Source organism: Klebsiella sp. D-Nf1, from assembly GCF_002810515.1.
GTDB classification, from domain to species: domain Bacteria; phylum Pseudomonadota; class Gammaproteobacteria; order Enterobacterales; family Enterobacteriaceae; genus Klebsiella; species Klebsiella variicola.
In genome coordinates, this window is the sequence record NZ_PIOK01000004.1 from 133,902 (window position 1) to 157,938 (window position 24,037).

The 24,037-nt window shown below is 57.5% G+C and carries 23 protein-coding genes; 15 read left to right on the forward strand and 8 right to left on the reverse strand.

Annotated elements, in window-relative coordinates:
- Positions 1-345 carry a DUF3302 domain-containing protein gene (locus CWM54_RS17335; RefSeq protein ID WP_061153855.1) on the reverse strand — a complete coding sequence of 115 codons (345 nt, stop codon included), beginning with the start codon at positions 343-345 and terminating at the stop codon, positions 1-3.
- A gap of 213 nt (positions 346-558) precedes the next feature.
- Here CWM54_RS17335 and CWM54_RS17340 point away from each other — a divergent pair, with 213 nt between their 5' ends.
- The gene (locus CWM54_RS17340; protein ID WP_100698115.1) at positions 559-1,491 is read left to right on the forward strand and encodes a LysR family transcriptional regulator; all 933 of its coding nucleotides are present in this window, start codon (positions 559-561) and stop codon (positions 1,489-1,491) included.
- A 2-nt stretch (positions 1,492-1,493) separates the two neighbouring features.
- Here the strand turns inward: CWM54_RS17340 and CWM54_RS17345 are convergent, their stop codons facing one another.
- A complete protein-coding gene (locus tag CWM54_RS17345; protein ID WP_100697965.1) occupies positions 1,494-1,748 on the reverse strand; it encodes a YkgJ family cysteine cluster protein in 255 nt (84 codons plus the stop codon).
- Positions 1,749-1,895: 147 nt separating this feature from the next.
- Here CWM54_RS17345 and yeiP point away from each other — a divergent pair, with 147 nt between their 5' ends.
- Positions 1,896-2,468, forward strand: coding sequence for an elongation factor P-like protein YeiP (gene yeiP / locus CWM54_RS17350; RefSeq protein WP_061153853.1), 573 nt, complete (start codon positions 1,896-1,898; stop codon positions 2,466-2,468).
- 639 nt (positions 2,469-3,107) lie between these two features.
- Here yeiP and uxuA read toward each other — a convergent pair.
- The gene (uxuA, locus tag CWM54_RS17360; protein WP_061153852.1) at positions 3,108-4,298 is read right to left on the reverse strand and encodes a mannonate dehydratase; all 1,191 of its coding nucleotides are present in this window, start codon (positions 4,296-4,298) and stop codon (positions 3,108-3,110) included.
- Between the two features lie 207 nt (positions 4,299-4,505).
- Between uxuA and CWM54_RS17365 the strand changes: the two genes are divergently transcribed.
- From CWM54_RS17365 to yejF, 9 genes are all read left to right on the forward strand, one after another.
- Positions 4,506-5,972 (forward strand): mannitol dehydrogenase family protein, encoded by a 1,467-nt coding sequence (locus CWM54_RS17365; RefSeq protein ID WP_100697967.1) that lies wholly within the window; start codon positions 4,506-4,508, stop codon positions 5,970-5,972.
- A gap of 120 nt (positions 5,973-6,092) precedes the next feature.
- The gene (locus CWM54_RS17370; RefSeq protein WP_061153850.1) at positions 6,093-7,079 is read left to right on the forward strand and encodes a CobW family GTP-binding protein; all 987 of its coding nucleotides are present in this window, start codon (positions 6,093-6,095) and stop codon (positions 7,077-7,079) included.
- 28 nt (positions 7,080-7,107) lie between these two features.
- Positions 7,108-7,821 carry a phosphatase PAP2 family protein gene (locus CWM54_RS17375; RefSeq protein WP_165785836.1) on the forward strand — a complete coding sequence of 238 codons (714 nt, stop codon included), beginning with the start codon at positions 7,108-7,110 and terminating at the stop codon, positions 7,819-7,821.
- Positions 7,822-8,247: 426 nt separating this feature from the next.
- Positions 8,248-8,817 carry a bifunctional murein DD-endopeptidase/murein LD-carboxypeptidase gene (gene mepS / locus CWM54_RS17380; protein ID WP_004201653.1) on the forward strand — a complete coding sequence of 190 codons (570 nt, stop codon included), beginning with the start codon at positions 8,248-8,250 and terminating at the stop codon, positions 8,815-8,817.
- Between the two features lie 188 nt (positions 8,818-9,005).
- The gene (locus CWM54_RS17385) at positions 9,006-10,568 is read left to right on the forward strand and encodes a cyclic di-GMP phosphodiesterase (protein ID WP_100697969.1); all 1,563 of its coding nucleotides are present in this window, start codon (positions 9,006-9,008) and stop codon (positions 10,566-10,568) included.
- Positions 10,569-10,636: 68 nt separating this feature from the next.
- A complete protein-coding gene (locus tag CWM54_RS17390; RefSeq protein WP_100697971.1) occupies positions 10,637-12,442 on the forward strand; it encodes an extracellular solute-binding protein in 1,806 nt (601 codons plus the stop codon).
- 9 nt (positions 12,443-12,451) lie between these two features.
- Positions 12,452-13,546 (forward strand): microcin C ABC transporter permease YejB, encoded by a 1,095-nt coding sequence (locus tag CWM54_RS17395; protein ID WP_100631141.1) that lies wholly within the window; start codon positions 12,452-12,454, stop codon positions 13,544-13,546.
- A complete protein-coding gene (locus CWM54_RS17400) occupies positions 13,546-14,571 on the forward strand; it encodes a microcin C ABC transporter permease (protein ID WP_074388026.1) in 1,026 nt (341 codons plus the stop codon). The genes CWM54_RS17395 and CWM54_RS17400 overlap by 1 nt, the downstream gene beginning before the upstream one ends.
- Before the next feature lies 1 nt (position 14,572).
- The gene (yejF, locus tag CWM54_RS17405; protein ID WP_100681791.1) at positions 14,573-16,162 is read left to right on the forward strand and encodes a microcin C ABC transporter ATP-binding protein YejF; all 1,590 of its coding nucleotides are present in this window, start codon (positions 14,573-14,575) and stop codon (positions 16,160-16,162) included.
- A gap of 3 nt (positions 16,163-16,165) precedes the next feature.
- Here the strand turns inward: yejF and CWM54_RS17410 are convergent, their stop codons facing one another.
- The 3 genes from CWM54_RS17410 to rsuA form a co-directional block, all read right to left on the reverse strand.
- Positions 16,166-16,510, reverse strand: a complete 345-nt coding sequence (locus CWM54_RS17410) for a YejG family protein (RefSeq protein ID WP_002912974.1) — start codon at positions 16,508-16,510, stop codon at positions 16,166-16,168.
- Between the two features lie 330 nt (positions 16,511-16,840).
- On the reverse strand, positions 16,841-18,037 hold the full coding sequence (locus tag CWM54_RS17415) for a Bcr/CflA family multidrug efflux MFS transporter (protein WP_100681792.1): 1,197 nt from the start codon (positions 18,035-18,037) through the stop codon (positions 16,841-16,843).
- The gene (rsuA, locus tag CWM54_RS17420) at positions 18,034-18,753 is read right to left on the reverse strand and encodes a 16S rRNA pseudouridine(516) synthase RsuA (RefSeq protein WP_061153842.1); all 720 of its coding nucleotides are present in this window, start codon (positions 18,751-18,753) and stop codon (positions 18,034-18,036) included. The genes CWM54_RS17415 and rsuA overlap by 4 nt, the downstream gene beginning before the upstream one ends.
- Before the next feature lie 147 nt (positions 18,754-18,900).
- Between rsuA and CWM54_RS17425 the strand changes: the two genes are divergently transcribed.
- Both CWM54_RS17425 and rplY read left to right on the forward strand, forming a co-directional pair.
- Complete coding sequence (locus tag CWM54_RS17425; RefSeq protein ID WP_100697973.1) at positions 18,901-20,658, forward strand: DEAD/DEAH box helicase; 1,758 nt, start codon at positions 18,901-18,903, stop codon at positions 20,656-20,658.
- Between the two features lie 136 nt (positions 20,659-20,794).
- Entirely contained in the window at positions 20,795-21,079 is a 285-nt protein-coding gene (rplY, locus tag CWM54_RS17430) for a 50S ribosomal protein L25 (RefSeq protein WP_100697975.1), read from the forward strand.
- A gap of 80 nt (positions 21,080-21,159) precedes the next feature.
- Here rplY and CWM54_RS17435 read toward each other — a convergent pair whose 3' ends face one another.
- Complete coding sequence (locus CWM54_RS17435; protein WP_061153839.1) at positions 21,160-21,756, reverse strand: NUDIX domain-containing protein; 597 nt, start codon at positions 21,754-21,756, stop codon at positions 21,160-21,162.
- An 81-nt stretch (positions 21,757-21,837) separates the two neighbouring features.
- Between CWM54_RS17435 and CWM54_RS17440 the strand changes: the two genes are divergently transcribed.
- Positions 21,838-22,599 (forward strand): DeoR/GlpR family DNA-binding transcription regulator, encoded by a 762-nt coding sequence (locus tag CWM54_RS17440; RefSeq protein ID WP_061153838.1) that lies wholly within the window; start codon positions 21,838-21,840, stop codon positions 22,597-22,599.
- Positions 22,600-22,609: 10 nt separating this feature from the next.
- Here CWM54_RS17440 and yejK read toward each other — a convergent pair whose 3' ends face one another.
- Positions 22,610-23,617, reverse strand: coding sequence for a nucleoid-associated protein YejK (gene yejK, locus CWM54_RS17445; protein ID WP_074388020.1), 1,008 nt, complete (start codon positions 23,615-23,617; stop codon positions 22,610-22,612).
- 186 nt (positions 23,618-23,803) lie between these two features.
- Between yejK and CWM54_RS17455 the strand changes: the two genes are divergently transcribed.
- Positions 23,804-24,031, forward strand: coding sequence for a YejL family protein (locus tag CWM54_RS17455; protein WP_004195346.1), 228 nt, complete (start codon positions 23,804-23,806; stop codon positions 24,029-24,031).
- The last annotated feature ends 6 nt before the right edge of the window (positions 24,032-24,037 follow it).

A 24,037-nucleotide genomic window follows, 5' to 3' on the forward strand; every position in this document is an offset into this window, starting at 1 on the left:
TTATTTCTCGTTATTCCCCGCTGACGCTTGCTGACTATTTTTTAACGCTGCTTCGAGTAACGCAATGCGTTTCTCCAGTTCCTCGCGTTGCAGACTATCCTCGGTCTGCGAAGCCATCCCCCACCCGCGGTCAGGGCGGTACAAGGTGGCCCAGATCCACAGAAAAGGCCAGATAGCATGCAGGGTAAACAGGCTTATCCAGCCCGCCACATGAATCGCGTCCTGATGGGGGTGCTGCCGTTTTTGCGCGATATGATAGGGAATATCGTGGATAATAATCACTCCATAAAATAATATGAGAAAAACCAGTATTAATACAAACAAAGCAAAATAATTAAGCAGCATGGTGCATATACACTCAGTAAGCCAGCGGGAAGATCGTTATTTTTAATGACGTCGAGGACCACAAAAGAAGCGATAAAACGCACAATTTTCCTTAAATAACGGACTGTTCAACGCAAAGGCCATCATACGTTTAGCGGATCAATAAATCACATGGCAATTCCGCCAAACTGGTATATCATTTTTGATATATTACAGATATCAGGCAGCGATAAGATGTTGAAAGACTTTAAAATGGATGAGCTCAGAGTTATCAGCGCCATCGCCGAAACCGCCAGCGTGAGCCGGGCGGCCCAGCGCCTGAATATGCCCCAGTCTAACGTCTCACGGACGCTGACCAGCGTGGAGCGGAAAGTCGGTTTGGCCATTTTCCTGCGCGCCGCCCGAGAACTGGTGCGCACCGAATTCGGCGAGCAGTTTATCCATGCCAGTCGCGCGGTTCTCGAACAACATGAGCAGCTTATCAACCTTGCCGACCGTTATAAGAACACGCTGCAGGGCGTGGTCACGCTCGGGGCCCCCATCGGTATCCATCAGTTTCTCGGGCGGTACATTCTGCCGGCGCTGAGAAAAACCCTGCCGGAGCTGCAGATCAATCTGGTCACCCGCAACGCCAGCGAGCGGGAACAGAAATACGGCGCCATTTTTAATAGCGACTGCGATCTGCTGATAAGCCCCTTTAAGCCGCAGAATGAAAATCTCATCGCCCGCCCCTTTACCCGGTTTCGCACCGGCGTCTTCGCCTCTCCGGACTATCTGGCGCAACATCCTATCGCCGAGCCGGAGGCGCTGGTGGATCATGAGTGCATGACCCTGCGCATGCTGGGCGGCAGCGACAATATCTGGACCTTCAAAAGCAAAAACGGCAAACCGCTTAATCTCACGGTAAAAGGGGGATTCGTTTGCGATAACACGCTACCGGCGGTAGAGCTGGCGAAGCTGGGGATGGGGATCGTCTATGCGCCCTACTATTCACTCGCCACCGAGCTGGCGGCGGGACAGCTGGTTCCCTGTCTGAAAAAGGAGCGCTGTATCGACCTGCAGGCCTGGCTTATCTTCCAGCGGCGGGACATTCTTCCCCTGCGCGTACAGGCGCTACTCGACGGCCTCAGCGCCCATATCAAAAACCTGTCTCATCTGCTGCTTTAAGCTCAGGGTGCGGTGACCAGTTCAAGATCCAGCAGCCAGGTGATGGCGTCATCACGGTTGGTGAAGCACATCTCGGGCGAGGGCTGCAGGCTGGCGCACACCTTCGGGCGCAGAGGCGAGCCGAAAATCAGGCATAAATTGTGCTCGGAAAGCTGAATACAGCGGGTATTGGCGGGCTTGCCCTGCGGCATGCCGGGTATTGGCGATGATATAGAGGGAGCGATGCAACATGCGCCACAATCGGTACGACATTCCACAACCCAGCTCCCAAACGCTCATTTTGTGCCACAGCCTAAACGTTTTGCCAGAAGATAGCAAAACTCGCGAATTCCGCTTGCCTGAAGGCGCGGGCGCGAGTAGTTTTACGCGATATTTTTGACTCGTTAAGTGACAGGATTACTGCAATGCCAAGAGCGAATGAAATTAAAAAAGGTATGGTGCTGAATTACAACGGCAAGCTGCTGATTGTGAAAAATATCGATATTCAGTCACCCAGCGCCCGTGGTGCTGCGACACTGTATAAAATGCGCTTCTCCGATGTGCGTACCGGCCTGAAAGTGGAAGAGCGCTTCAAAGGTGATGATATCGTCGATACCGTCACCCTGACCCGCCGTTTCGTTGACTTCTCCTATGTCGATGGCAACGAATACGTGTTCATGGATAAAGAAGACTATACCCCTTACACCTTTACCAAAGAGCAGATCGAAGAAGAGCTGCTGTTTATTCCGGAAGGCGGTATGCCGGATATGCAGGTGCTGACCTGGGACGGCCAGCTGCTGGCCCTGGAGCTGCCGCAGACCGTTGACCTGGAAATTATCGAAACCGCGCCGGGTATTAAAGGGGCATCCGCCAGCTCCCGCACCAAGCCAGCCACCATGAGCACCGGCCTGGTCATTCAGGTGCCGGAATACCTGACCACCGGTGAGAAAATCCGCATTCATATCGAAGAGTGCCGCTATATGGGCCGCGCGGATTAATCCTCTGTGACGCACCGACAGTAAAAAAGGACAGCCGCTGGCTGTCCTTTTTATTTGGCGACGGTATGCCCCGGTGCCGGGTAATATTCATTCAACACGGTTCCCGTATTTGTGCCGGATGGCGGCTGACGCCTTATCCGGCCTACGATGCGGGCACCCTGTCGTTAATTTATTCACTATTCTTGCTGAAACTGCCGGTGCTGGCGGCCTCAAAATCGCTGAGACGTTCCCGGAAGGCCGGGGCAGCCCGCATGGATGCGGGCTGAGGGCCGTGTTTTGCACGGACGCTGCCTCGGCCCGACCCGAAGCCTGCAGGGATAAGTCGAAGGCGCCACGAAGTGGCGATTTTGCTGGCCGGAGCCAGGGGGTACAGGGGGCGGCGGCGACTGGCCGCCCCCTGTGCGCTCCCTGCACCATGAGTGACATAACGCAGAAGAAATATCGGGAGCGCAATCTGCCCGGAAATAACAGAGAACACAGGTTTTTCCAGGGTCGACACTGTTGCAAACCGATCACAGTATCTACCCCATTGCGCCGTTATTTTGTCGGGTGGCGCTTCACTTACCCGACCAGGCTGACGCCCCGACAGTAAAAAGGGACAGCCGCTGGCTGTCCCTTTTATTATCCCTATTACCGCGATTACAGCAGTTCAGGGTATTTGGTCATTTTCAGCGCCAGCTCGACGCCACGCACTTCCGCCATCCCCTTGAGACGGCCAATCGCCGAATAGCCTGGGTTGGTTTTCTTGCGCAGATCGTCGAGCATCTGATGACCATGATCCGGGCGGAATGGGATCGGACGCAGATCGCCTGCCTGTTTACGCCGCTGCTCTTCACGCAGGATAGCATCCACCACCGCCACCATATTGACGTCGCCGCTAAGGTGCGCCGCCTCGTGGAAGGTTTTCGGGTTCGCTTCACGGCAGGTGGAGCGCAGATGGGTGAAATGGATGCGATCGCCAAAGGTTTCCACCATCTTCACCAGATCGTTATCGGCGCGGACGCCATACGACCCGGTACACATGGTGAAGCCATTATTGATGCTGTCCACCGTCTCTTTCAGCCACTGCATATCTTCGATGGTTGACACGATACGCGGCAGGCCGAGGATCGGCCGCGGCGGATCGTCCGGATGCACTGCCAGACGGATCCCCACCTCTTCGCACACCGGCACGATGGCGCGCAGGAAATAGGCCATATTGTCGCGCAGCTGCGCTTTATCGATGTGGTCATATTCCGCCAGACGCGCGCGGAACTGATCGAGGGTGTAACCCTCTTCCGCCCCCGGCAGGCCGGCGATGATATTGCGGGTCAGTTTCTCAATATCCGCTTCGCTCATCGCCTTGAACCAGGCTTCGGCCTGGCGCTGCTCTTCTTCGCTGTAATCCGCTTCCGCGCCCGGGCGTTTAAGGATATGTAGTTCAAAGGCGGCGAAGGCTATTTGATCGAAACGCAGCGCCCGGGAGCCGTCCGGCAGCTCATATTCCAGATCGGTGCGCGTCCAGTCGAGGATCGGCATAAAGTTGTAGCACACGGTATCGATGCCGCAGGCCGCGAGGTTGCGGATGCTCTGCTGATAGTTGGCAATCCAGGTCGCATACTGCCCGCTATGAGTTTTAATATCCTCGTGGACCGGAATGCTTTCGACGACCGACCAGGTCAGCCCTTTTGCCGCTAACAGCGCCTGACGCGCTTTAATCTCGTCTACCGGCCAGACCTGACCGTTTGCAATATGGTGCAGCGCAGTCACGACGCCGGTCGCCCCTGCCTGCCGTACATCATCAAGCGATACCGGATCGTTCGGCCCATACCACCGCCAGGTTTGTTCCATCGCTATGCCCTCACAAAAGTTGTTATACCAATAATGGCGACACTCATGACGACTACCATACATGTTTCTGCTCAGGCTGCAAACAGTGCCGGCGCATTGATTGATCCAGCTCACAGTCAGCGGATAATTTCGGCTTACCAATTTAATTTCCTGTCATATAACTTTAGACTGACATTGTTAATAAGCAGTTAAACAGGTGTGTGAAGAATGACAACAATTGCAACCGCTACGCTACCGGAAAGCGTGCAACGTCCTCAGTACGATCGCAGCCAGCTCCGCTCGCGTATTGTCCATTTCGGCTTTGGCGCGTTTCATCGCGCGCACCAGGCGCTGCTGACCGATCGCGTGCTGAATAACGTCGGTGGCGACTGGGGGATCTGTGAAATCAGTCTGTTCAGTGGCGATACGCTGATGAGCCAGCTTCGCGAACAGGACCACCTGTTTACCGTGCTGGAAAAAGGCGCCGACGGTAATCAGCCTATTATTATCGGCGCGGTGCACGAATGTCTGAATGCCAGGCTCGATTCACTGGCGGCAATTATCGAAAAATTTTGCGAGCCGCAGGTGGCGATTGTCTCGCTGACCATCACGGAAAAAGGCTATTGCATCGACCCGGCGACCGGCAAACTGGATCCGACGCATCCGCGCATCGTTCACGATCTGGAGAATCCGACGCTGCCGCAGTCGGCTCCCGGTATTTTAGTGGAAGCGCTGGCCCGCCGCCGGGAACGGGGCCTGCCGCCCTTTACCGTGCTCTCCTGCGATAACATTCCCGACAACGGCCACGTGGTGAAAAATGCCGTCCTCGGCATGGCGGAAAAACGCAGCCCGGCGCTGGCGAACTGGATCGCCGATAACGTCAGCTTCCCGGGCACCATGGTGGATCGGATCGTTCCCGCTGCCACCGCCGAGTCGCTGGCGGAAATCGCCGCCGTGCTGGGGGTCGACGATCCCTGCGCCATCAGCTGCGAACCCTTCATCCAGTGGGTGGTCGAAGACCACTTCGTCGCCGGACGACCGGCCTGGGAGACGGCAGGCGTGCAGATGACCGACGACGTGCTGCCATGGGAACAAATGAAGCTGCGGATGCTCAACGGCAGTCACTCTTTCCTCGCCTGGCTTGGCTATCTGGCAGGTCATGCGCACGTCAGCGACTGCATGCAGAATGACGTCTTCCGCCGGGCGGCTCGCCAGCTGATGCTTGACGAACAGGCCCCGACACTGACCATTACCGGCGTCGATCTGGAGGCTTATGCCGACAGCCTGATCGCCCGTTTCAGCAATCCGGCGCTCAAACACCGCACCTGGCAGATCGCCATGGACGGCAGCCAGAAGCTGCCCCAGCGTATGCTCGATGGCATCCGCGTGCATCTTGAGCGCGGTAGCCGCTGGCCGCTGCTGGCCCTCGGCGTTGCCGGCTGGATGCGCTACGTCAGCGGTACTGACGATGCGGGTCAGACGATCGACGTGCGCGATCCGCTGGTCGACAAGATCCAGCAGCGGGTGGCGCAGAGCGATGAGCAGCAGCGCGTCGATGCGCTGCTCGGGCTGGAGGAAATATTTGGCCGCGACCTGCCGCACAACGCGCAGTTTGTCGCCGGGATCCGCACCGCCTGGCAGCAGCTGACGACGCACGGTGCCCGCGAGGCCGTGGCCCGCACGCTGAATTCTTAACAATATTTGCGCTTATGCGGACAGAATCCGCTTCTGTCCGCCTCAGGTCTTCTCTTTTCTCCCTTTTTTCGTCAGGATAGGCGTAACTGTTACAACATTACATTTATCCTGGAGAAAAGAGTGACCAGAACCAATTTGATCACCGGCTTTCTCGGTAGCGGTAAGACGACCTCTATTCTTCATCTGCTGGCACAGAAACCTGCGGATGAAAAATGGGCCGTACTGGTGAATGAGTTTGGTGAAGTCGGGATAGACGGCGCGCTGCTGGCCGACAGCGGCGCCCTGCTCAAAGAAATCCCCGGCGGCTGCATGTGCTGCGTCAACGGCCTGCCGATGCAGGTTGGACTGAATACCCTGCTGCGCCAGGGTAAACCCGATCGTCTGTTGATCGAACCCACCGGACTTGGCCACCCGAAGCAGATCCTCGATATCCTCACCGCAGCAGTGTATGAACCCTGGATCGATCTGCGCGCCACAGTGTGCATCCTCGATCCCCGCCAGTTGCTGGATGAGAAAGTCGTCAACAATGACAATTTCCGCGATCAGCTGGCGGCGGCGGACATCATTGTGGCCAACAAAAACGATCGGGAAACGCCCGAAAGCGCCCAGGCGTTGGCCGACTGGTGGCTGCGCTGGGGCGGCGATCGTCGTCAGGTGTCGGCGACCCAGGGCAATATCGACCTCGCCCTGCTCGATGAGCCGCGCCGCAACACCGCCCCATTGCCGGCGAGTGCGGAGCATGTTCACCACTCTCGCCCGACCAGCGGTCTCGCCGCACTCAGCCTGCCCGAGCACCAGCGCTGGCGCCGCCATCTCAACAGCGGCCAGGGCTATCAGGCCTGCGGCTGGATTTTCGACGCGGAAACGGTCTTCGAGACCATCGGCCTGCTCGAATGGGCACGGCTGGCACCTGTGGCACGCGTCAAAGGTGTGATGCGCATTGCCGAAGGGGCTGTGAGGATCAACCGCCAGGGCGAAGATCTGCATATCGAGACCCTGAGCGTCGCCCCACCTGATAGCCGGATCGAGCTTATCTCGGCGAACGAAGCCGACTGGAACGCGCTCCAGACCTCACTGTTGAGGCTTCGTTTAAGTTACGACGGCTAAGGTTGCCGCCGACTGTTACAGAATCGCAATGGCTATGATGAAAAACCGAATTCCTTTAATCCTGCTGCTTAACATCGCGGGTGTGGCACTATTTTGTTCCTGGTATTTACCAGCCAACCACGGCGCGTGGTCGCCGCTCGACTCTGCGATCTTCCATTTCTTTAACCATGGCGTCAGCGTCAGCCACGCCTATGCCTGGCTGCTGGCGATTATCAACAATCGCGCCTTCGACGCCTGTTCACTGCTGGCGATGGGTTGCCTGATGCTCAGTTACTGGCTTAAAGCGTCGGCGGCGGGCCGTCGTCAGATTGCCATCATGGGCGTGGTGATGCTGCTGGCGGCGGTGATCATTAACCAGCTGGCGCAGCACCTGATGCCGGTTCAGCGCGCCAGTCCATCGCTGTTTTTTGACGATATCACCCGCGTCAGCGATGTCGTCAATTTTCCCACCAAGGATGCCTCAAAGGACAGCTTCCCTGGCGATCATGGGATGATGCTGCTGATCTTCGCGAGCTTTATGTGGCGCTATTTCGGCCGTCGTGCGCTGGCCGTGGCGCTGGTGATATTTGTGGTCTTTGCTTTCCCGCGCGTCATGATTGGCGCTCACTGGTTCAGCGATATTGCCGTGGGCTCCCTGACCGCCGTCCTGATTGGCGCGCCGTGGGTATTGATGACACCGCTGAGCGATAAATTGATCGCCCTTTTCGATCGCTCCCTGCCCGGCGGAATATCGGCCAAATAATGCCGTGCTCGCCGTCTGGCGTCATTATCTATAAGGGGACCTTTTGGGTCCCCTTTTTCAATTGTGCTTTTTTTCAACATGATGTTCATCTTCTTGTCACATTAATCCCGTGACAAATGAAGGAATTGTCTGTTTTTTACCCGATGCTGGCGCTATTTTGTCCTTTCCCGATGATTCACTTTTTGTCACCAAAATACTTATAAGAAATCGCGCAAAACCGCTCGCCATGCGGCGTTTGATAGGGTAATCTCGTTCTCGTTTTGCCTTTTCCGCAACATTAATTCAGAGCATGAATAAATTTGTGCGTGACTGCACAAATTTAAGCTTAAGGAATTGTCTCATTGCGGATGGGTATTTAGGCTCTAACACGTTTGGCATTTTTTATAACGACATTGTCGTTAAGGACAACAAGGGAAAATAAACAGCATGGTCAAATCTCAGCCGATTTTGAGATACATCTTGCGGGTAGCCCCCGCGATTGCAGTAGCGGTTCTGCTTTCCGCGTGTAGTTCAACAAGTACCGCCAGAAATATGCATTCTGAGACGCATGCTGTGGGTAGTGGCGATTTATCATCACTGCAAGCCTCTCAGGATGAATTTGAAACGATGGTCCGTAACCTGGACGTGAAGTCCCGTTTGATGGATCAGTATGCCAGCTGGAAAGGCGTGCGTTACCGCCTCGGTGGCAGCACTCGCAAAGGTATCGACTGCTCGGCGTTCGTGCAGCGCACCTTCCGCGAACAATTTGGTCTGGAACTGCCGCGTTCAACCTCTGAACAGCAGGAAACCGGAAAATCGATTTCCCGTACCCAGCTGCGTACTGGCGATCTGGTTCTGTTCCGCGCCGGCTCTACGGGCCGCCACGTCGGGATCTATCTCGGCAACAACCAGTTCGTTCACGCCTCCACCAGCAGCGGGGTGACCATCTCCAGCATGGATGAACCGTACTGGAAAAAGCGCTACAACGAAGCGCGTCGAGTTCTGAGCCGCTCGTAAACTGTCCTCTACCGCCGCCGGTTATCCCTTGGCTGGAGGCGGGATAAAAAAACACTGCCCCGGCAGTGTTTTTTTTTGCCACCTGATTCTGAACGACGCAAAATAAGCTATGTCTTTTAAGTGGGAATGAGAAAAACGACGACTGACAACCCGTTGATGCGATTCAATAAAACGGAAAGACTATAGCTATGCTTACTCGCTACTTTTCGCCCCAGCGTAAAATCTGGTTAACCAGCCTCTGCGTGGGGGTTATCGTCGCGCTGCTGGCCGGCTGCATTCAGTTCATGGTGATTTACCATAACCGGGCAGAGCGTTTCGACGCCATTATCAACAACGTTAACACTTACCTGAAAAGCTATTTTTACGATCTCCGTCAGACCATTGACGGCCTGCAGCCGCTGGTGGATCAGCCCTGCGAAAATATCGACTCCGGGCTCACCTCCCATGCCGCCTTCAGCCCTAACGTTCGCGCGTTTCTGCTGGTCAAAAACGGCGTCGTCTTTTGCTCCTCGGCGACAGGGGCCATGAATACGCCCCTCAGTCAGCTTATCCCGGCGATCGATATTCACAAACCCGTTGATATGGCGATTTTGCCGGGCACGCCGATGATGCCGAAAAGCGCAGCGCTGGCGTTATGGGTCAGCAAACCCGATGATGCAAACAGCGGCATTTTCGTATCGATTAACGCCAACCTCACGCCCTATATCCTCTATTCCGCACGACAAAATGATTTCAGCGGTATAGCGCTGGCCATCGGCCATACCGCCATCTCCACCTTCAGTAACCGGCTGGTGGATCCGCAAACGCTGGACAACGCGCCGATCCGCCAGGTACAGATCGACGGTTTACCGCTGAAGGTCTACCTGTATGCCAACAGCTGGCTGGCGGAAAATACACAGTTTGCCCTGTTGCTCGGGGTAGTGTGCGGTCTGCTGGCGGGGTTGCTCTGTTATTACGTGCTGACGATCAAATCCGATCCGCGAAAATCGATACTGCTGGGGATCAAAAATAACCAGTTCTACGTCGTCTATCAGCCGGTCGTGAATGCCCAGACCCTGCGCATCAGCGGCGTGGAAGTGCTCATGCGCTGGCGCCATCCGGTGGTGGGTGAAATCCCACCCGACGTCTTTATTAACCTGGCGGAAACCCAGCAGATGATCGTGCCGCTGACCCATCACCTGCTGGCGCTGATCGCCAGCGACGGTCAAGTGCTTAAACGGATCCTGCCCCGCGGCGTCAAGCTGGGGCTCAATATTTCCCCTGCCCATCTGCAGGCTGACAGCTTCCGCGACGATATGCTGCGCTTTGCCGACGCGCTGCCCGCCGACCATTTTCACGTGGTGCTGGAGGTGACCGAGCGGGCCATGATTGATAAAGAAAAATCGATCGCTAACTTCGCCTGGCTCCACCAGCAGGGTTTTGAAATCGCGATTGATGACTTTGGTACCGGGCATAGCGCGCTGATTTATCTCGAACGCTATAACTTCGATTATCTGAAGATCGATCGCGGCTTTGTGCAGGCGATTGGCACCGAAACCGTGACCTCGCCGGTGCTGGATGCGGTACTGACCCTCAGCCGCCGGCTGAAATTAAAGACCGTCGCCGAAGGAGTGGAGACCCAGGAACAGGCGGAATGGCTTCGTGCCCAGGGCGTCAATTTCCTGCAGGGGTACTGGATAAGCCGTCCGCTATCGCTGGAGGCGCTGGTGGCTGCGCATGATGAACCTGCGAATTATTTCACAACGCGCTAAGTCTCACATATGATGCGGGAACAGAGGTCGGCTATGGGGGCCGACCATGACAAGGTATTCTGTCGCCTATGTATGCGCGCCTCTTTTTAATCCTGCTTGCTCTGTTTAGCCTTAGCGCTAAGGCGCAAACTATAAAAGAAAGCGTCGCCTTTGCGATTATCGGTGAACCCAAATACGCTGCCAGCTTCAGCCATTTTGATTATGCCAATCCAAAGGCGCCAAAAGGCGGCACCCTCACCCTGGCGGCGATCGGCACCTTTGACAACTTCAACCGCTACGCACTGCGCGGCAATGCCGCCGTGCGCACTGAGGCGCTCTACGATACCCTGTTCACCACCTCGGATGATGAGCCCGGCAGCTACTACCCGCTGATTGCCGAACGGGCGCGCTATGCTGAGGATTATTCATGGATGGAGATCGCTCTCAACCCGCGCGCCCGCTTCCATGACGGCACGCCAATCACCGCCCGGGATGTCGCGTTTACCTTCAACAAGTTTATGACTGAAGGGGTGCCGCAGTTCCGCCTGTTTTATAAAGGCACCACCGTTAAGGCCATCGCCCCGTTGACCGTACGAATCGACCTCGGCCAGCCCGGGAAAGAGAACATGCTGAGCCTGCTGAGCCTGCCGGTGATGCCTGAGGCATTCTGGCGCCAGCACAAACTCAGCGACCCGCTGTCAAAGCCGCCGCTGGCCAGCGGGCCATACCGCATCAGCGCCTGGCGAATGGGGCAATACATCACCTATTCACGGGTCGCCGACTACTGGGCAGCCGATCTGCCGGTCAACCGGGGTCGCTGGAATTTCGATACGCTGCGCTATGACTATTATCTCGACGACAATGTCGCTTTCGAAGCCTTTAAAGCGGGAGCCGTCGATCGCCGGGAAGAGACGGTCGCCAAAAACTGGGCCACCCGCTACGTCGGTCGCAACTTCAGCCGCGGCTACATTATTAAAGATGAGCATACAAATACCTCGGCGCAGGATACCCAGTGGCTGGCGTTCAATATTCAGCGCCCGGTTTTTGCCGATCGCCGGGTGCGGGAGGCCATTACCCTGGCGTTCGATTTTGAATGGATGAACAAGGCGCTGTTTTACAGCGCCTATCAGCGCGCCAACAGCTATTTCCAGAACACCGAATATGCCGCCCGCAGCCTGCCCGACGCGGCCGAGCTGGCCCTGCTGACGCCGATGAAAAACGAACTGCCCCCGGAGGTCTTCAGCCAGGTTTACCAGCCGCCGGTCTCCCGCGGCGATGGCTTCGACCGCGACAACTTACTCAAAGCCGACGCCCTGCTCAATGCGGCGGGTTGGACGGTAAAAAACCAGCGCCGGATCAACGCCGCCACTGGCAAGCCGCTGCGCTTTGAGCTGCTGATGCCAGCCGGAGGCAATGACCGCTGGGTGCTGCCGTTTCAGCACAACCTGCAGCGCCTGGGGATCGTCATGGATATTCGTCAGGTTGATAACTCGCAGTACAGCAACCGCCGCCGCAGCCGCGATTACGACATGATGCCGAGCCTGTGGCGTGCCATGCCCTGGCCCGGCACCGACCTGCAAATCTCCTGGGCCTCAGACTATATTCACTCCAGCTATAACGCGCCGGGGGTGCAAAGCCCGGTGGTGGATAAGCTGATTGCGCAGATCCTGCAGTGGCAGGGCAATAAGCAGAAACTGATCCCCCTCGGTCGGGCGCTGGACCGCGTGCTCACCTGGAATAACTACATGCTGCCGATGTGGTATATGGCGCAGGACCGCACCGCGTGGTGGAATAAATTCTCATTCCCCGAGACCCGCCCCATTTATTCGTCAGGCCTCGATACCTGGTGGTACGACGTGAATAAAGCGGCCACCCTCCCCGCGGACAGACGTTAAGGACATCCCATGGGCAGCTACCTGATCCGCCGTTTGCTGTTAGTGATCCCCACCCTGTGGGCCATCATCACCATTAACTTTTTTATAGTGCAAATCGCGCCCGGCGGCCCGGTCGACCAGGCCATCGCCGCCGTAGAGTTTGGTCAGCACGGCGGGATGCCGGGTGCCGGCGACGGCGGGATGGGCGCCAGCCATGCCCGCACCGGCGCAGGGAACATCAGCGAGGGGCACTATCGCGGGGGGCGGGGCCTTGATCCGGAAGTCATCGCCGAGATCACCCACCGCTACGGCTTCGATAAGCCGCTGCACGAGCGTTACCTGAAGATGCTGGGCGATTATCTGCGCTTTGATTTTGGCGACAGCCTGTTTCGCAGCGCCTCAGTACTGCAGCTGATTAAAGACAGCCTGCCGGTCTCGGTGAGCCTCGGGCTGTGGAGTACGCTGATTATCTACCTGGTTTCCATTCCGCTGGGTATCCGCAAAGCGGTCAGCAATGGCAGCCGCTTTGACATCTGGAGCAGTACGCTGATTATTATTGGCTATGCGATCCCCGCCTTTCTGTTCGCCATCCTGCTGATCGTGATTTTTGCCGGCGGCAGCTATTTCGACCTCTTCCCGTTGCGCGGTCTGGTCTCACCGAACTTCGACACCCTTCCCTGGTATCAGAAGATCCTCGACTACCTGTGGCACATCACCCTGCCGGTGCTGGCGACGGTGATTGGCGGCTTTGCCGCCCTGACCATGCTGACCAAAAACAGCTTCCTCGACGAGATCCGCAAACAGTATGTGGTCACTGCCCGCGCCAAAGGTGTCGGTGAGAAACAGATCCTCTGGGGACATGTATTCCGCAACGCCATGCTGCTGGTGATCGCCGGCTTTCCGGCCACCTTTATCAGTATGTTCTTTACCGGTTCGCTGCTGATCGAAGTGATGTTTTCGCTGAACGGCCTGGGTCTGCTGGGCTATGAAGCGACGGTCTCCCGCGACTATCCGGTGATGTTCGGCACACTCTATATTTTCACACTGATTGGCCTGCTGCTGAATATCATCAGCGATATCAGCTATACGCTGGTCGACCCGCGCATTGATTTTGAGGGCCGCTAATGTCTTTCTTCAGTCCCGTTAATCAGGCCCGCTGGGCGCGCTTTCGTCACAACCGTCGCGGCTACTGGTCGCTGTGGCTGTTTTTAATTCTCTTCCTCTGCAGCCTGGGCGCCGAGCTGCTGGCCAACGATCGCCCGCTGCTGGTGCAGTACCGGGGCCAGCTGTACGTTCCGGTGTTAAAAAACTACACCGAGCAAACCTTTGGCGGCGCATTTGCCACCGCCGCCGACTATCAGGATCCCTGGCTACAGCACCAGCTGGCCACCCACGGCTGGGCGCTTTGGCCGCCGGTGCGCTTCGGCGCAACGACGATTAATTTTGCCAGCACGGTTCCTTTTCCGTCGCCGCCCTCGACCAGCAACTGGCTCGGCACTGACGCCAACGGCGGCGATGTGCTGGCGCGGATCCTCTATGGGACACGCATCTCGGTGCTCTTCGGTCTGCTGCTAACGCTGTTCTCCAGCGTGCTGGGGGTGCTGGCCGGGGCGATACAGGGTTACTACGGCGGTAAAATCGACCTCTGGGGCCAGCGCTTTATCGAGGTCTGGTCAGGGATGCCGACGCTGTTTTTGATTATCCTGCTCTCCAGCGTCGTGCAGCCTGGCTTCTGGTGGCTGCTGGCAATCACCGTCCTTTTTGGCTGGATGACGCTGGTGGGCGTGGTGCGCGCTGAATTTCTTCGCACCCGCAACTACGACTACATCCGGGCGGCGCAGGCGCTAGGGGTCAGCGACCGGCAGATCATCCTGCGGCATATGTTGCCTAACGCAATGGTGGCGACCCTCACCTTCCTGCCTTTTATCCTGTGCAGCTCCATTACCACCCTGACGTCGCTGGATTTTCTCGGCTTCGGTCTGCCGCTCGGCTCCCCCTCTCTCGGGGAGCTGCTGCTGCAGGGAAAAAACAACCTGCAGGCGCCCTGGCTGGGCATTGCCGCGTTTCTCTCCGTCGCCGTACTGCTGACGCTGCTGATTTTTATTGGTGAAGCGGTTCGCGACGCCTTTGACCCAAGTAAGGCGGTGTAATATGACCCACCCGCTGTTAGCTATCGACAATCTCTCTATTGCCTTTCGCCAGCAGGGCGAGACGCAGACCGTGGTACATAATCTGTCGCTCGAGGTGGCGGTCGGTGAGACGCTGGCGCTGGTGGGAGAATCCGGCTCCGGAAAAAGCATCTCCGCGCTGTCAGTGCTGCGGCTGCTCCCCACCCCGCCGGCCAGCTACCCCAGCGGCGATATCCGCTTTCATGGCCAGTCGCTACTGCATGCGAATGAGGCCACGCTGCGCGGTGTGCGCGGCAACCGAATCGCGATGATCTTTCAGGAGCCGATGGTGTCGCTCAACCCTCTGCATACCCTGGAAAAACAGCTCTACGAGGTGCTGTCGTTACACCGGGGAATGCGCAAACAGGCGGCGCGCGGGGAGATCCTCGACTGCCTGGAGCGCGTTGGGATCCGTCAGGCACCGCGGCGACTGGCGGACTATCCGCATCAGCTCTCCGGCGGCGAGCGCCAGCGGGTGATGATCGCCATGGCGCTGCTGACGCGCCCGGAGTTGCTGATCGCCGATGAACCGACCACCGCCCTCGACGTGTCAGTGCAGGCACAAATCCTGCAGCTGCTGCGCGAGCTGAAGCGGGAGCTGAACATGGGGTTGCTGTTTATCACCCATAACCTGAGCATTGTCCGTCAGTTGGCTGACCGGGTGGCGGTGATGCAGAACGGCCGCTGTGTGGAACAAAATCACTGTCGGGCGCTGTTCAGCGCACCAGCGCATCCGTACACCCAACGCCTGTTGGATAGCGAGCCGGACGGCGAGCCGGTACCGCTGGCCGTCGATGCCCCGGTGCTGCTGCTGGCGGACGATTTAAACGTGGCGTTTCCTGTTCGCAAAGGGATCCTGCGCCGGGTGGTCGATCACCATCGGGTGGTCAACAGCCTCAGTTTTCAGCTGCGCGCCGGCGAGACGCTGGGGCTGGTGGGCGAATCGGGATCGGGAAAAAGCACCACCGGTCTGGCGCTGCTGCGCCTGATCTCATCCGAGGGCAGGATAACCTTTGCCGGCCAGCCGATTCAGGGGCGTAACCGTCGACAGCTGCTGCCGTTGCGCCGACAAATGCAGGTGGTTTTTCAGGATCCGAACTCGTCGCTCAATCCGCGTCTGACGGCGCAGCAGATTATTGAAGAAGGATTGCGCGTTCACCAGCCGACGATGACGGCAGTCGAACGCGAACAGGCGGTGATCCTCGCCATGCAGGAGGTCGGCCTCGATCCGGCCAGCCGCCAGCGCTACCCGGCGGCGTTCTCCGGTGGCCAGCGGCAGCGTATCGCCATCGCCAGAGCGTTGATCGTCAAGCCGCAGCTGATCGTCCTCGACGAGCCGACCTCATCGCTGGACAAAACCGTTCAGGCGCAGATCCTGAATCTGCTGAAAGCATTACAGCAAAAACATCAGCTGGCCTATATTTTTATCAGTCATGATTTACGCGTGGTGCGGGCGCTGTGTCATCAGGTGATGGTGCTGCGTCAGGGAGAGGTGGTTGAACAGGGCGAGTGCCAGTCCGTCTTCAGCGCACCCCGACACGAGTATACCCGCCAGCTGCTGGCGCTGAGCTGACGGTCAGAAGGGGTTGTTGCCGGAGAAGGGCTCGGCGATGGCCACGCCAAAATTTTTCAGACGACAGGTGGCGGCGAACTCATCCTGCAGGTTAACGAACAGGCAGGGTTCGCCTTCGCACTCAAGGACGGAACAGTCGACTTCGATGTCGCTTAACGCCTGGCTGAGCTTATGCATAACCGGCCAGGCTTTCTCACCGTCCGGACTCAGCAACTTCAGGGCAACGAGACTGTTCTCGTTCTGCGCGCCGTTTTGCGGAATCGGTTCAACTCTGGAACCCGCAAAACCGGCCAGCCAGCGATAGCTCTGCGGCAGACGGTGTACGATAGAGAGTTGTTGTGTATTCACGTGGTTTCCCCGGAAGCAAAAAGCTTCACAATAAATTTACATCAATATTAACACACTGTTGACAAATAGTCCTGCCTTGACGCAGAAAACGTTTACAGCCACGGCGGGCCAGGGTTAAGCACTTATAATCCAGCGCTTTATTTTTTTACCCGGCGAGCCGATTGGCGCTATATGTACCCGTTTCTGTGATCCAAAACAACTTTTTTATCGCAACAATGCGACTTTTTACACTAATTGATTTTACATAAAGGAAACAAATCGCAGAACCCTGAAGCTCATTCTGGTTGACATGTATCAAGAAAGGGGCGATTTCGCCCCTGAAAATGTGACCTAGTGTGCGATTTTTCGCCGACGGGAAGCGTAAAGCGAGAAGAAAATAGAACAGGTTGCGCAGAAGGCAATAGAGATCAGCATCGGCCAGGCGGTGGTAAACGTTGCCATAGACAGCAATGCGCCGATGATAGCCCCAATACCAAAACGAAACGTTCCGGCCAGCGACGAAGCGGTGCCCGCCATATGCGGAAACTCATCGAGGATCACCGCCATGGCGTTAGACGACACCATCGATACGCAACCGACAAAGGCCGCCACGCCGAGCACCAGTGACCAGAAGCCAACATCGAGTAGCGCGCAAACCACCATCCATACCGCCATGGCAAACTGGATCCACAGCCCGGCGCGGAACATGCGCAACGCCCCCACCCGCCGCACAAAGCGGCTGTTGAACATGGTCATCAGGAACAGGAAAACAATGTTCAGCGCAAAATAGTAGCCAAAGTGCTGAGGCGCGACGTGGTTAATATTGATATAGACGAAAGGCCCGGCACTGAGGAAAGAGAACATGCCGGCGAAGCTAAAGCCGCTCGCCAGCATATAGCTCAGCACCCGCTTGTGACGGAACAGGGTGGCAAAATTACCCAGCGTAGTACGCAGATGGAACGGCTGACGCCTGTCAGCTGGTAGCGTCTCGCGGATAAACAGGCCGATCATCAGCGAGGCCAGCAGGGCCACCAGCGCAAGGATCCAGAAGATGGCATGCCAGCTAAACCAGACCAGCACCGCCCCGCCAACCATCGGCGCCACCAGCGGCGCAATGGTCGTCACCAGCATGACAAACGACATCATCCGTGAAAACTCATCTTTCGGATAGATATCGCGCATCAGGGCGTTGATCACCACGCTGGCCGCCGCGGCCGCCAGACCGTGGAAGAAACGCATGACAATGAGCATATCGATGGTCTGCGACAGGGCGCAGGCCACCGCCGCCGCGGCGAATACCAGCGTCCCGCCGAGGATCACCGGTTTGCGACCAAGGCTGTCTGCCATCGGCCCGTACAGCAGCTGACCCAGCGCAAACCCCAGGATATAGGTGCTGAGCGTCATCTGCGCGCTGCCGTCCGGGACGTTGTACTGGGCGGCGATCACCGGCAGCGCCGGAAGATACATATCGATCGACAGCGGCATCAACATGGCCAGCAGGCCGAGAATAAACACAATTCCCACAGAAGAATTCTGCTTCACCGTCACGTTTTACTCCGTGCCTGCGGGGCGCCCACGCTGGCGATTTCCGCTTCCGTCAGCGGACGATATTCACCCGGCGCCAGCGCGTCATCCAGCAGAATGTCGCCGATGCGCTCCCGATGCAGGCCAACCACATGGTTGCCCACGGCGGCGAACATACGTTTCACCTGATGGTAGCGCCCTTCGCTAATGGTCAGACGCACTTCGGTCGGGGTGATGACTTCAAGCACCGCGGGTTTAGTGAGATCTTTTTCGTTATGTAACTGGACGCCTTTGGCAAACAGCTCTGCGGTCCCTTCCGCCAGCGGGCTTTCCAGCTCCACCAGATAGGTTTTTTCACAGTGGTGGCGTGGCGAGGTAATGCGGTGCGACCACTGGCCGTCATCGGTCATCAGCACCAGCCCGGTGGTGTCGATATCCAGACGCCCGGCGGCGTGCAGCTTGTGCGCCACCGGCTCATCGAGGAAATAAAGGATCGTCGGATGATCGGGATCGTCGGTGGAACAGACGTAACCCTGCGGCTTGTTGAGCATAAAGTAACGTGGGCCGTGCTGCTGGGTCAGCGTGTTACCGTCATACTCCACCTCGTGCTCCGGCTGGAGCTTAAAAGAGGTATCTTTCACAATGTCGCCGTCCACGGTAACGCGGCTACCGCGGATTTCACGCCCGGCAATAGCCCGGCTGACGCCAAGCTGCTGAGCGATAAACTTATCAAGTCGCATGAGTTTTTTTTAGCCTGTAATAATGCTGGAGCGGGCAACTCGCCCGAAAAAGAAGAATTTCACTGGCTAGTATAACGGGCTCTTAACACCACTCAAGGGAAAAGATTCGTGGCATACTATTCGCGAGTTAATTAGCCCCGTGAATTCATGACTTTTACATTACGCCCCTATCAACAAGAAGCTGTCGACGCCACCCTCGCCTGGTTTCGTCGCCATACCGAGCCGGCGGCGATAGTCCTGCCCACCGGCGCGGGCAAAAGCCTGGTGATCGCCGAGCTCGCCCGGCTGGCCCGCGGCCGCGTGCTGGTGCTGGCCCACGTCAAAGAGCTGGTGGCGCAGAACCATGCGAAATACTGCGCCCTTGGCCTCGAGGCGGATATCTTTGCCGCCGGTCTGCAGCGTAAAGAGAGCCATGGCAAAGTGGTGTTCGGCAGCGTGCAGTCGGTGGCGCGCAACCTCGATCAGTTTCACAGTGAATTTTCGCTGCTCATCGTCGACGAATGCCACCGTATCAGCGATGACGACGACAGCCAGTATCAACAGATCATTAGTCACCTGCGGCAGGTGAATCCTCAGCTCCGGCTGCTCGGCCTGACGGCCACCCCGTTCCGCCTCGGCAAGGGCTGGATCTATCAGTTTCACTATCACGGCATGGTTCGCGGCGACGAGAAAGCGCTGTTTCGCGACTGCATCTACGAGCTGCCGCTGCGCTATATGATTAAGCACGGCTACCTGACGCCGCCGGAACGCCTTGATATGCCGGTGGTGCAGTACGATTTCAGCCGTCTGCAGGCGCAGAGTAACGGCCTGTTCAGTGAAGCCGATCTTAACCACGAGCTGAAAAAACAGCAGCGCATTACGCCGCATATCGTCAGCCAGATCGTGGAGTTCGCCGAAAGTCGTAAAGGGGTGATGATCTTCGCCGCCACCGTGGAACACGCCCGGGAAGTGACTGGCCTGCTGCCGGCGGCGCACGCCGCACTGATCACCGGGGAAACGCCTGGACCAGAGCGGGATCGCATCATCGAGGCGTTTAAAGCGCAGGAGTATCGCTATCTGGTGAACGTCGCGGTGCTGACCACCGGCTTCGACGCCCCGCACGTTGACCTGATCGCCATCCTCCGCCCCACCGAGTCGGTGAGTCTTTACCAACAGATCGTTGGCCGCGGCCTGCGCCTGGCGCCGGGCAAAACCGACTGCCTGATCCTCGACTACGCCGGCAACCCGCATGACCTGTACGCCCCGGAAGTGGGGACGCCGAAGGGGAAAAGCGACAACGTGCCGGTGCAGGTCTTCTGCCCGGCCTGCGGTTTCGCCAACACCTTCTGGGGCAAAACCACCGCCGACGGCACCTTGATTGAACACTTTGGCCGCCGCTGCCAGGGCTGGTTTGAAGATGATGACGGCCACCGCGAACAGTGCGACTTCCGCTTTCGCTTCAAAAACTGCCCGCAGTGCAACGCGGAAAACGATATCGCTGCCCGCCGCTGCCGCGAGTGCGACACGATTTTGGTCGACCCGGACGATATGCTGAAGGCGGCGCTAAAGCTAAAGGACGCGCTGGTGCTGCGCTGCAGCGGCATGGCCCTGCAGCACGGTAGCGACGAGAAAGGCCCGTGGCTGAAAATCACCTACTATGATGAGGACGGCGCCGACGTGAGTGAGCGCTTCCGTCTGCAAACGCCCGCCCAGCGTACCGCCTTTGAGCAGTTGTTTATCCGCCCGCATACCCGTACGCCGGGAGTGCCGTTACGCTGGATAACCCCGGCGGATATCATTGCCCAGCAGGCGCTGCTGCGCCATCCTGATTTTGTCGTCGCCCGTATGAAGGGACAATACTGGCAGGTGCGGGAAAAAGTGTTCGATTATCAGGGCCGTTTCCGTCGCGCCAATGAGCTGCGTTAATCCGCCAAAAACTGAGGTTTTGATTGCCGCTGTGCCGATTGGCGGCTATAATGCCGCCCGCTTTTGCATTCGCAAAGCAGATAATCTGCCTGCAGCTGGGTCGCCTGTTGCAGGCTTTATATATAGAGAGACATCAATGTTTACTATCAACGCAGAAGTACGTAAAGAGCAGGGTAAGGGTGCGAGCCGCCGCCTGCGCGCAGCTAACAAGTTCCCGGCAATCATCTACGGTGGCGAAGCTGCTCCGGTTGCTATCGAACTGGATCACGACAAACTGTGGAACATGCAGGATAAAGCTGAATTTTACGGCGAAGTTGTGACCCTCGTTATCGATGGCAAAGAAGAGAAAGTGAAAGTTCAGGCTGTTCAGCGTCACCCGTTCAAGCCGAAACTGACCCACATCGACTTCGTTCGCGCGTAATCGCCGATAGCAAGTTGTATGGCATAACGCCCCGGGGTCTTCGGATCCGGGGCGTTTTGTTATTTGCGCCACCCACGGCCTTAGCCGGCGAGGAGCGTGTCAGCATTTAGTGCCAGATGCTGCAACAGCATTATCGTTTTAGCATCCATGATCTCGCCATCGCGAATAGCCTGCAGCGCCCGCGCCAGCGGCCACTCCAGCACTTCAATATCCTCACCTTCTGCCGCCAGCCCGCCGCCGTCGCCCCGACGATCATCAGCCTGATATTCCGCGATAAAAAAGTAGAGCTTCTCAGTAACAGAGCCTGGGCTCATAAAGACAGTGAAGACGGGTTCGATACGCGTCACGCGAAAGCCGGTCTCCTCTTCCGCTTCGGCAACGATCCGCGCTTCCGGCGAGGCGTTATCCAGCAGCCCGGCGGCAGCCTCAATCAGATACCCATCGTGGCCGTGGGTAAACACCGGAAAACGGAACTGGCGGGTCAGGACCACCGTCCGCTTCTCACGGTTATAGAGTAAAATGACCGCGCCGTTGCCGCGGTCATAGGCTTCCCGGCTCTGCTCCTGCCAGCGGCCGTCCCGGCGCAGCAGTTCAAAAGTATATTTTTTTAAGGTGTACCAGTTGTCAGAGAGCAGCGTCTCGCGAACGTGGCGGACGTGCGGTGCGTGAGTTTGCATGTTATTTCCCCTTTGAGGTGACAGACGGCACCATAACATGCATAATCGTGCATAAACAAGATCAGCCGTGAAGGAAAATCGATGCTCGCCAGTCAGAGAAAACAACAGATCCTCCAGATCCTCACTGAGGAAAAACAGGTCATGTCCGGGGAACTGAGTCAGCGATTTAACGTCTCCGAGGACTCCATTCGCCGCGATCTGCGCGAGCTGGCGGCGGACGGGAAACTACAGCGGGTCCATGGCGGCGCACTGCCGGTTTCTGCCGCCATTGCGCCTATTGAAACGCGCAAAAGCGTGCAGATCGCCTCCAAGCAGGCGGTAGCGCGCGCCGCTGCCGCGCTGATCCAGCCAGGACAGGTGGTGATTGTCGATGGCGGCACCACCACCGCGGCGATGATCGGCTTTTTACCTGCGGAACTGAGCTGTACGGTGGTCACCCACAGCCCCGGTATTGCCGTGGCGCTAGTCGACCACCCGCGAATCGAGGTGATCCTGCTCGGGGGCAAAGTGTTTAAACATTCGGTCGTCGCTGTGGGCGCCGAGACGCTGGCGGGTATGGCGCGGATCAATGCCGATCTGTTCTTTATGGGGGTGACCGGCATCCACCCGCGGGCAGGTTTCACTACCGGTGATTATGAAGAAGCGGGCATCAAACGCGCACTGGCGGCCAGAGCGGCGGAAACCGTGGTGATGGCGTCCCGGGAGAAGCTCAACGCCGCGTCGGCCTTTGCCATCGGCGAACTGAGCCTCGCCAGTACGCTTATCGTCGATGGTGAACCCGACGCCGCGCTGCGCCAGCAGCTGGTGCAGTGCGGCGTGGAGATCATCCCCGTTCAGCGATAGCGCGTGGGACTTAATTACCGCCGGACGTCCGGCGCTGCAGCTGGTCGCGCAGATTCGGCGGAGTACCCTTAATGGTCAGGGTATCGGTGGCGGGATCCCAGAACACGCGCTCGCCTAACAGCATGGCGTCGAAGTTAATGGTCAATCCGCCGCCGCTGCCGGCAAACTTGGTCAGCTGGCGTAAGGTGCTGCGATCCGCCGGGAAGCTCTCTTCCAGCTCATAGCCCTGCTCGGCAGTGAACTCCTGGAAGCTCCTCTCACTGACGCCGGCGAGCTCTTTGGATAGCGACTCCAGCTCAATCTCTTCCCCGGCCTGCAGCTGTTCATTGCAGTAAGCGTAGACCTGCTGACGCACATTCTGTCGCTCGGATTTATCAAGCTGGGCATCGGCGGCAAAGTCATCCACCGCCTGCAGCAGGCCACGGTTCTGCGCTTTGGCGTTAAGCCCTTCGCTGGCACCGAGGAAATCCATAAAGAAGTCGGCCACTTTGCGCCCTACCCGCCCTTTCAGGAAGGTCAGATAGCGGGTCGATTCCGGGTTGGTTTCCCACTCCGTCAAATCGATGCGCGCGACGATATCGGCATGGTTAATATCCAGATAATGGGTCGAGCGGATATCCAGCTCTTCGTTGACGCGCATACTGCTCAGGTTATTGAGCACCGCCACCAGCAGATACTCGACCGCCAGGTAACGATACTGGCAGAACAGGACAATGCCCCCTTCAGCGAACGGGTATTTCGCCAGTTCATCGCGCAGACGACCAGTCGCCGCGCGGCTGAACGCCAGAAACTCTTCTTCCCCCTGACGCTGCAGACGCAGCGCCTGCGCCAGTTCACTCTCTTCATTGAACAGGCCATAGGCTTTGCTTTTGGCGCTATAGACCCGGTGCAGTTCAGCCATCATCTCGACGACCGTCGCGTTCGGCTCCAGCAGTGACTCGCGCAGCACCAGCTCCAGATTTTGTTCATCACGTTTGATTAACTGATGCAGGGCAATCTGGTCGATATCCAGACTCATGTTAAACTCTCCTTTTAGACCGGGCGGTATTCAACCACCGCCGGGTTGCCGACGCAACTGGCGCCACACATTTCGACGTTGTTACCGACGATCGGTGCGCTTTTGCGCCGCGGCGAAAAAATGCGGAAAAAAAGCTGCTGCTACGGTAATATGTTGCCCTTTCACGAACAAACAGATTTTGAGTTTATGCCGCAAATTTCCCGCTATAGCGATCAACAGGTCGAACAGTTGCTCAGTGAGCTGACGAACGTCCTGGAATCACACAAAGCCCCGGTTGACCTTTCACTGATGGTGTTAGGCAATATGGTGACCAACCTGATCAACAGTAGCGTCGCGCCGGCGCAGCGTCAGGCCATCGCCCGTTCTTTCGCGCAGGCTTTGCAGTCTTCCATTAACGACGATCCGGCGCATTAAGGATAA

Coding starts and splice junctions, on each gene's coding strand:
- CWM54_RS17335 (WP_061153855.1), bottom strand. CDS start 345: ATGCTGCTTAATTATTTTGCTTTGTTTGTATTAATACTGGTTTTTCTC.
- CWM54_RS17340 (WP_100698115.1), top strand. CDS start 559: ATGTTGAAAGACTTTAAAATGGATGAGCTCAGAGTTATCAGCGCCATC.
- yeiP (WP_061153853.1), top strand. CDS start 1,896: ATGCCAAGAGCGAATGAAATTAAAAAAGGTATGGTGCTGAATTACAAC.
- uxuA (WP_061153852.1), bottom strand. CDS start 4,298: ATGGAACAAACCTGGCGGTGGTATGGGCCGAACGATCCGGTATCGCTT.
- CWM54_RS17365 (WP_100697967.1), top strand. CDS start 4,506: ATGACAACAATTGCAACCGCTACGCTACCGGAAAGCGTGCAACGTCCT.
- CWM54_RS17375 (WP_165785836.1), top strand. CDS start 7,108: ATGGCTATGATGAAAAACCGAATTCCTTTAATCCTGCTGCTTAACATC.
- mepS (WP_004201653.1), top strand. CDS start 8,248: ATGGTCAAATCTCAGCCGATTTTGAGATACATCTTGCGGGTAGCCCCC.
- CWM54_RS17385 (WP_100697969.1), top strand. CDS start 9,006: ATGCTTACTCGCTACTTTTCGCCCCAGCGTAAAATCTGGTTAACCAGC.
- CWM54_RS17390 (WP_100697971.1), top strand. CDS start 10,637: ATGTATGCGCGCCTCTTTTTAATCCTGCTTGCTCTGTTTAGCCTTAGC.
- CWM54_RS17395 (WP_100631141.1), top strand. CDS start 12,452: ATGGGCAGCTACCTGATCCGCCGTTTGCTGTTAGTGATCCCCACCCTG.
- CWM54_RS17400 (WP_074388026.1), top strand. CDS start 13,546: ATGTCTTTCTTCAGTCCCGTTAATCAGGCCCGCTGGGCGCGCTTTCGT.
- yejF (WP_100681791.1), top strand. CDS start 14,573: ATGACCCACCCGCTGTTAGCTATCGACAATCTCTCTATTGCCTTTCGC.
- rsuA (WP_061153842.1), bottom strand. CDS start 18,753: ATGCGACTTGATAAGTTTATCGCTCAGCAGCTTGGCGTCAGCCGGGCT.
- CWM54_RS17425 (WP_100697973.1), top strand. CDS start 18,901: ATGACTTTTACATTACGCCCCTATCAACAAGAAGCTGTCGACGCCACC.
- rplY (WP_100697975.1), top strand. CDS start 20,795: ATGTTTACTATCAACGCAGAAGTACGTAAAGAGCAGGGTAAGGGTGCG.
- CWM54_RS17435 (WP_061153839.1), bottom strand. CDS start 21,756: ATGCAAACTCACGCACCGCACGTCCGCCACGTTCGCGAGACGCTGCTC.
- CWM54_RS17440 (WP_061153838.1), top strand. CDS start 21,838: ATGCTCGCCAGTCAGAGAAAACAACAGATCCTCCAGATCCTCACTGAG.
- yejK (WP_074388020.1), bottom strand. CDS start 23,617: ATGAGTCTGGATATCGACCAGATTGCCCTGCATCAGTTAATCAAACGT.
- CWM54_RS17455 (WP_004195346.1), top strand. CDS start 23,804: ATGCCGCAAATTTCCCGCTATAGCGATCAACAGGTCGAACAGTTGCTC.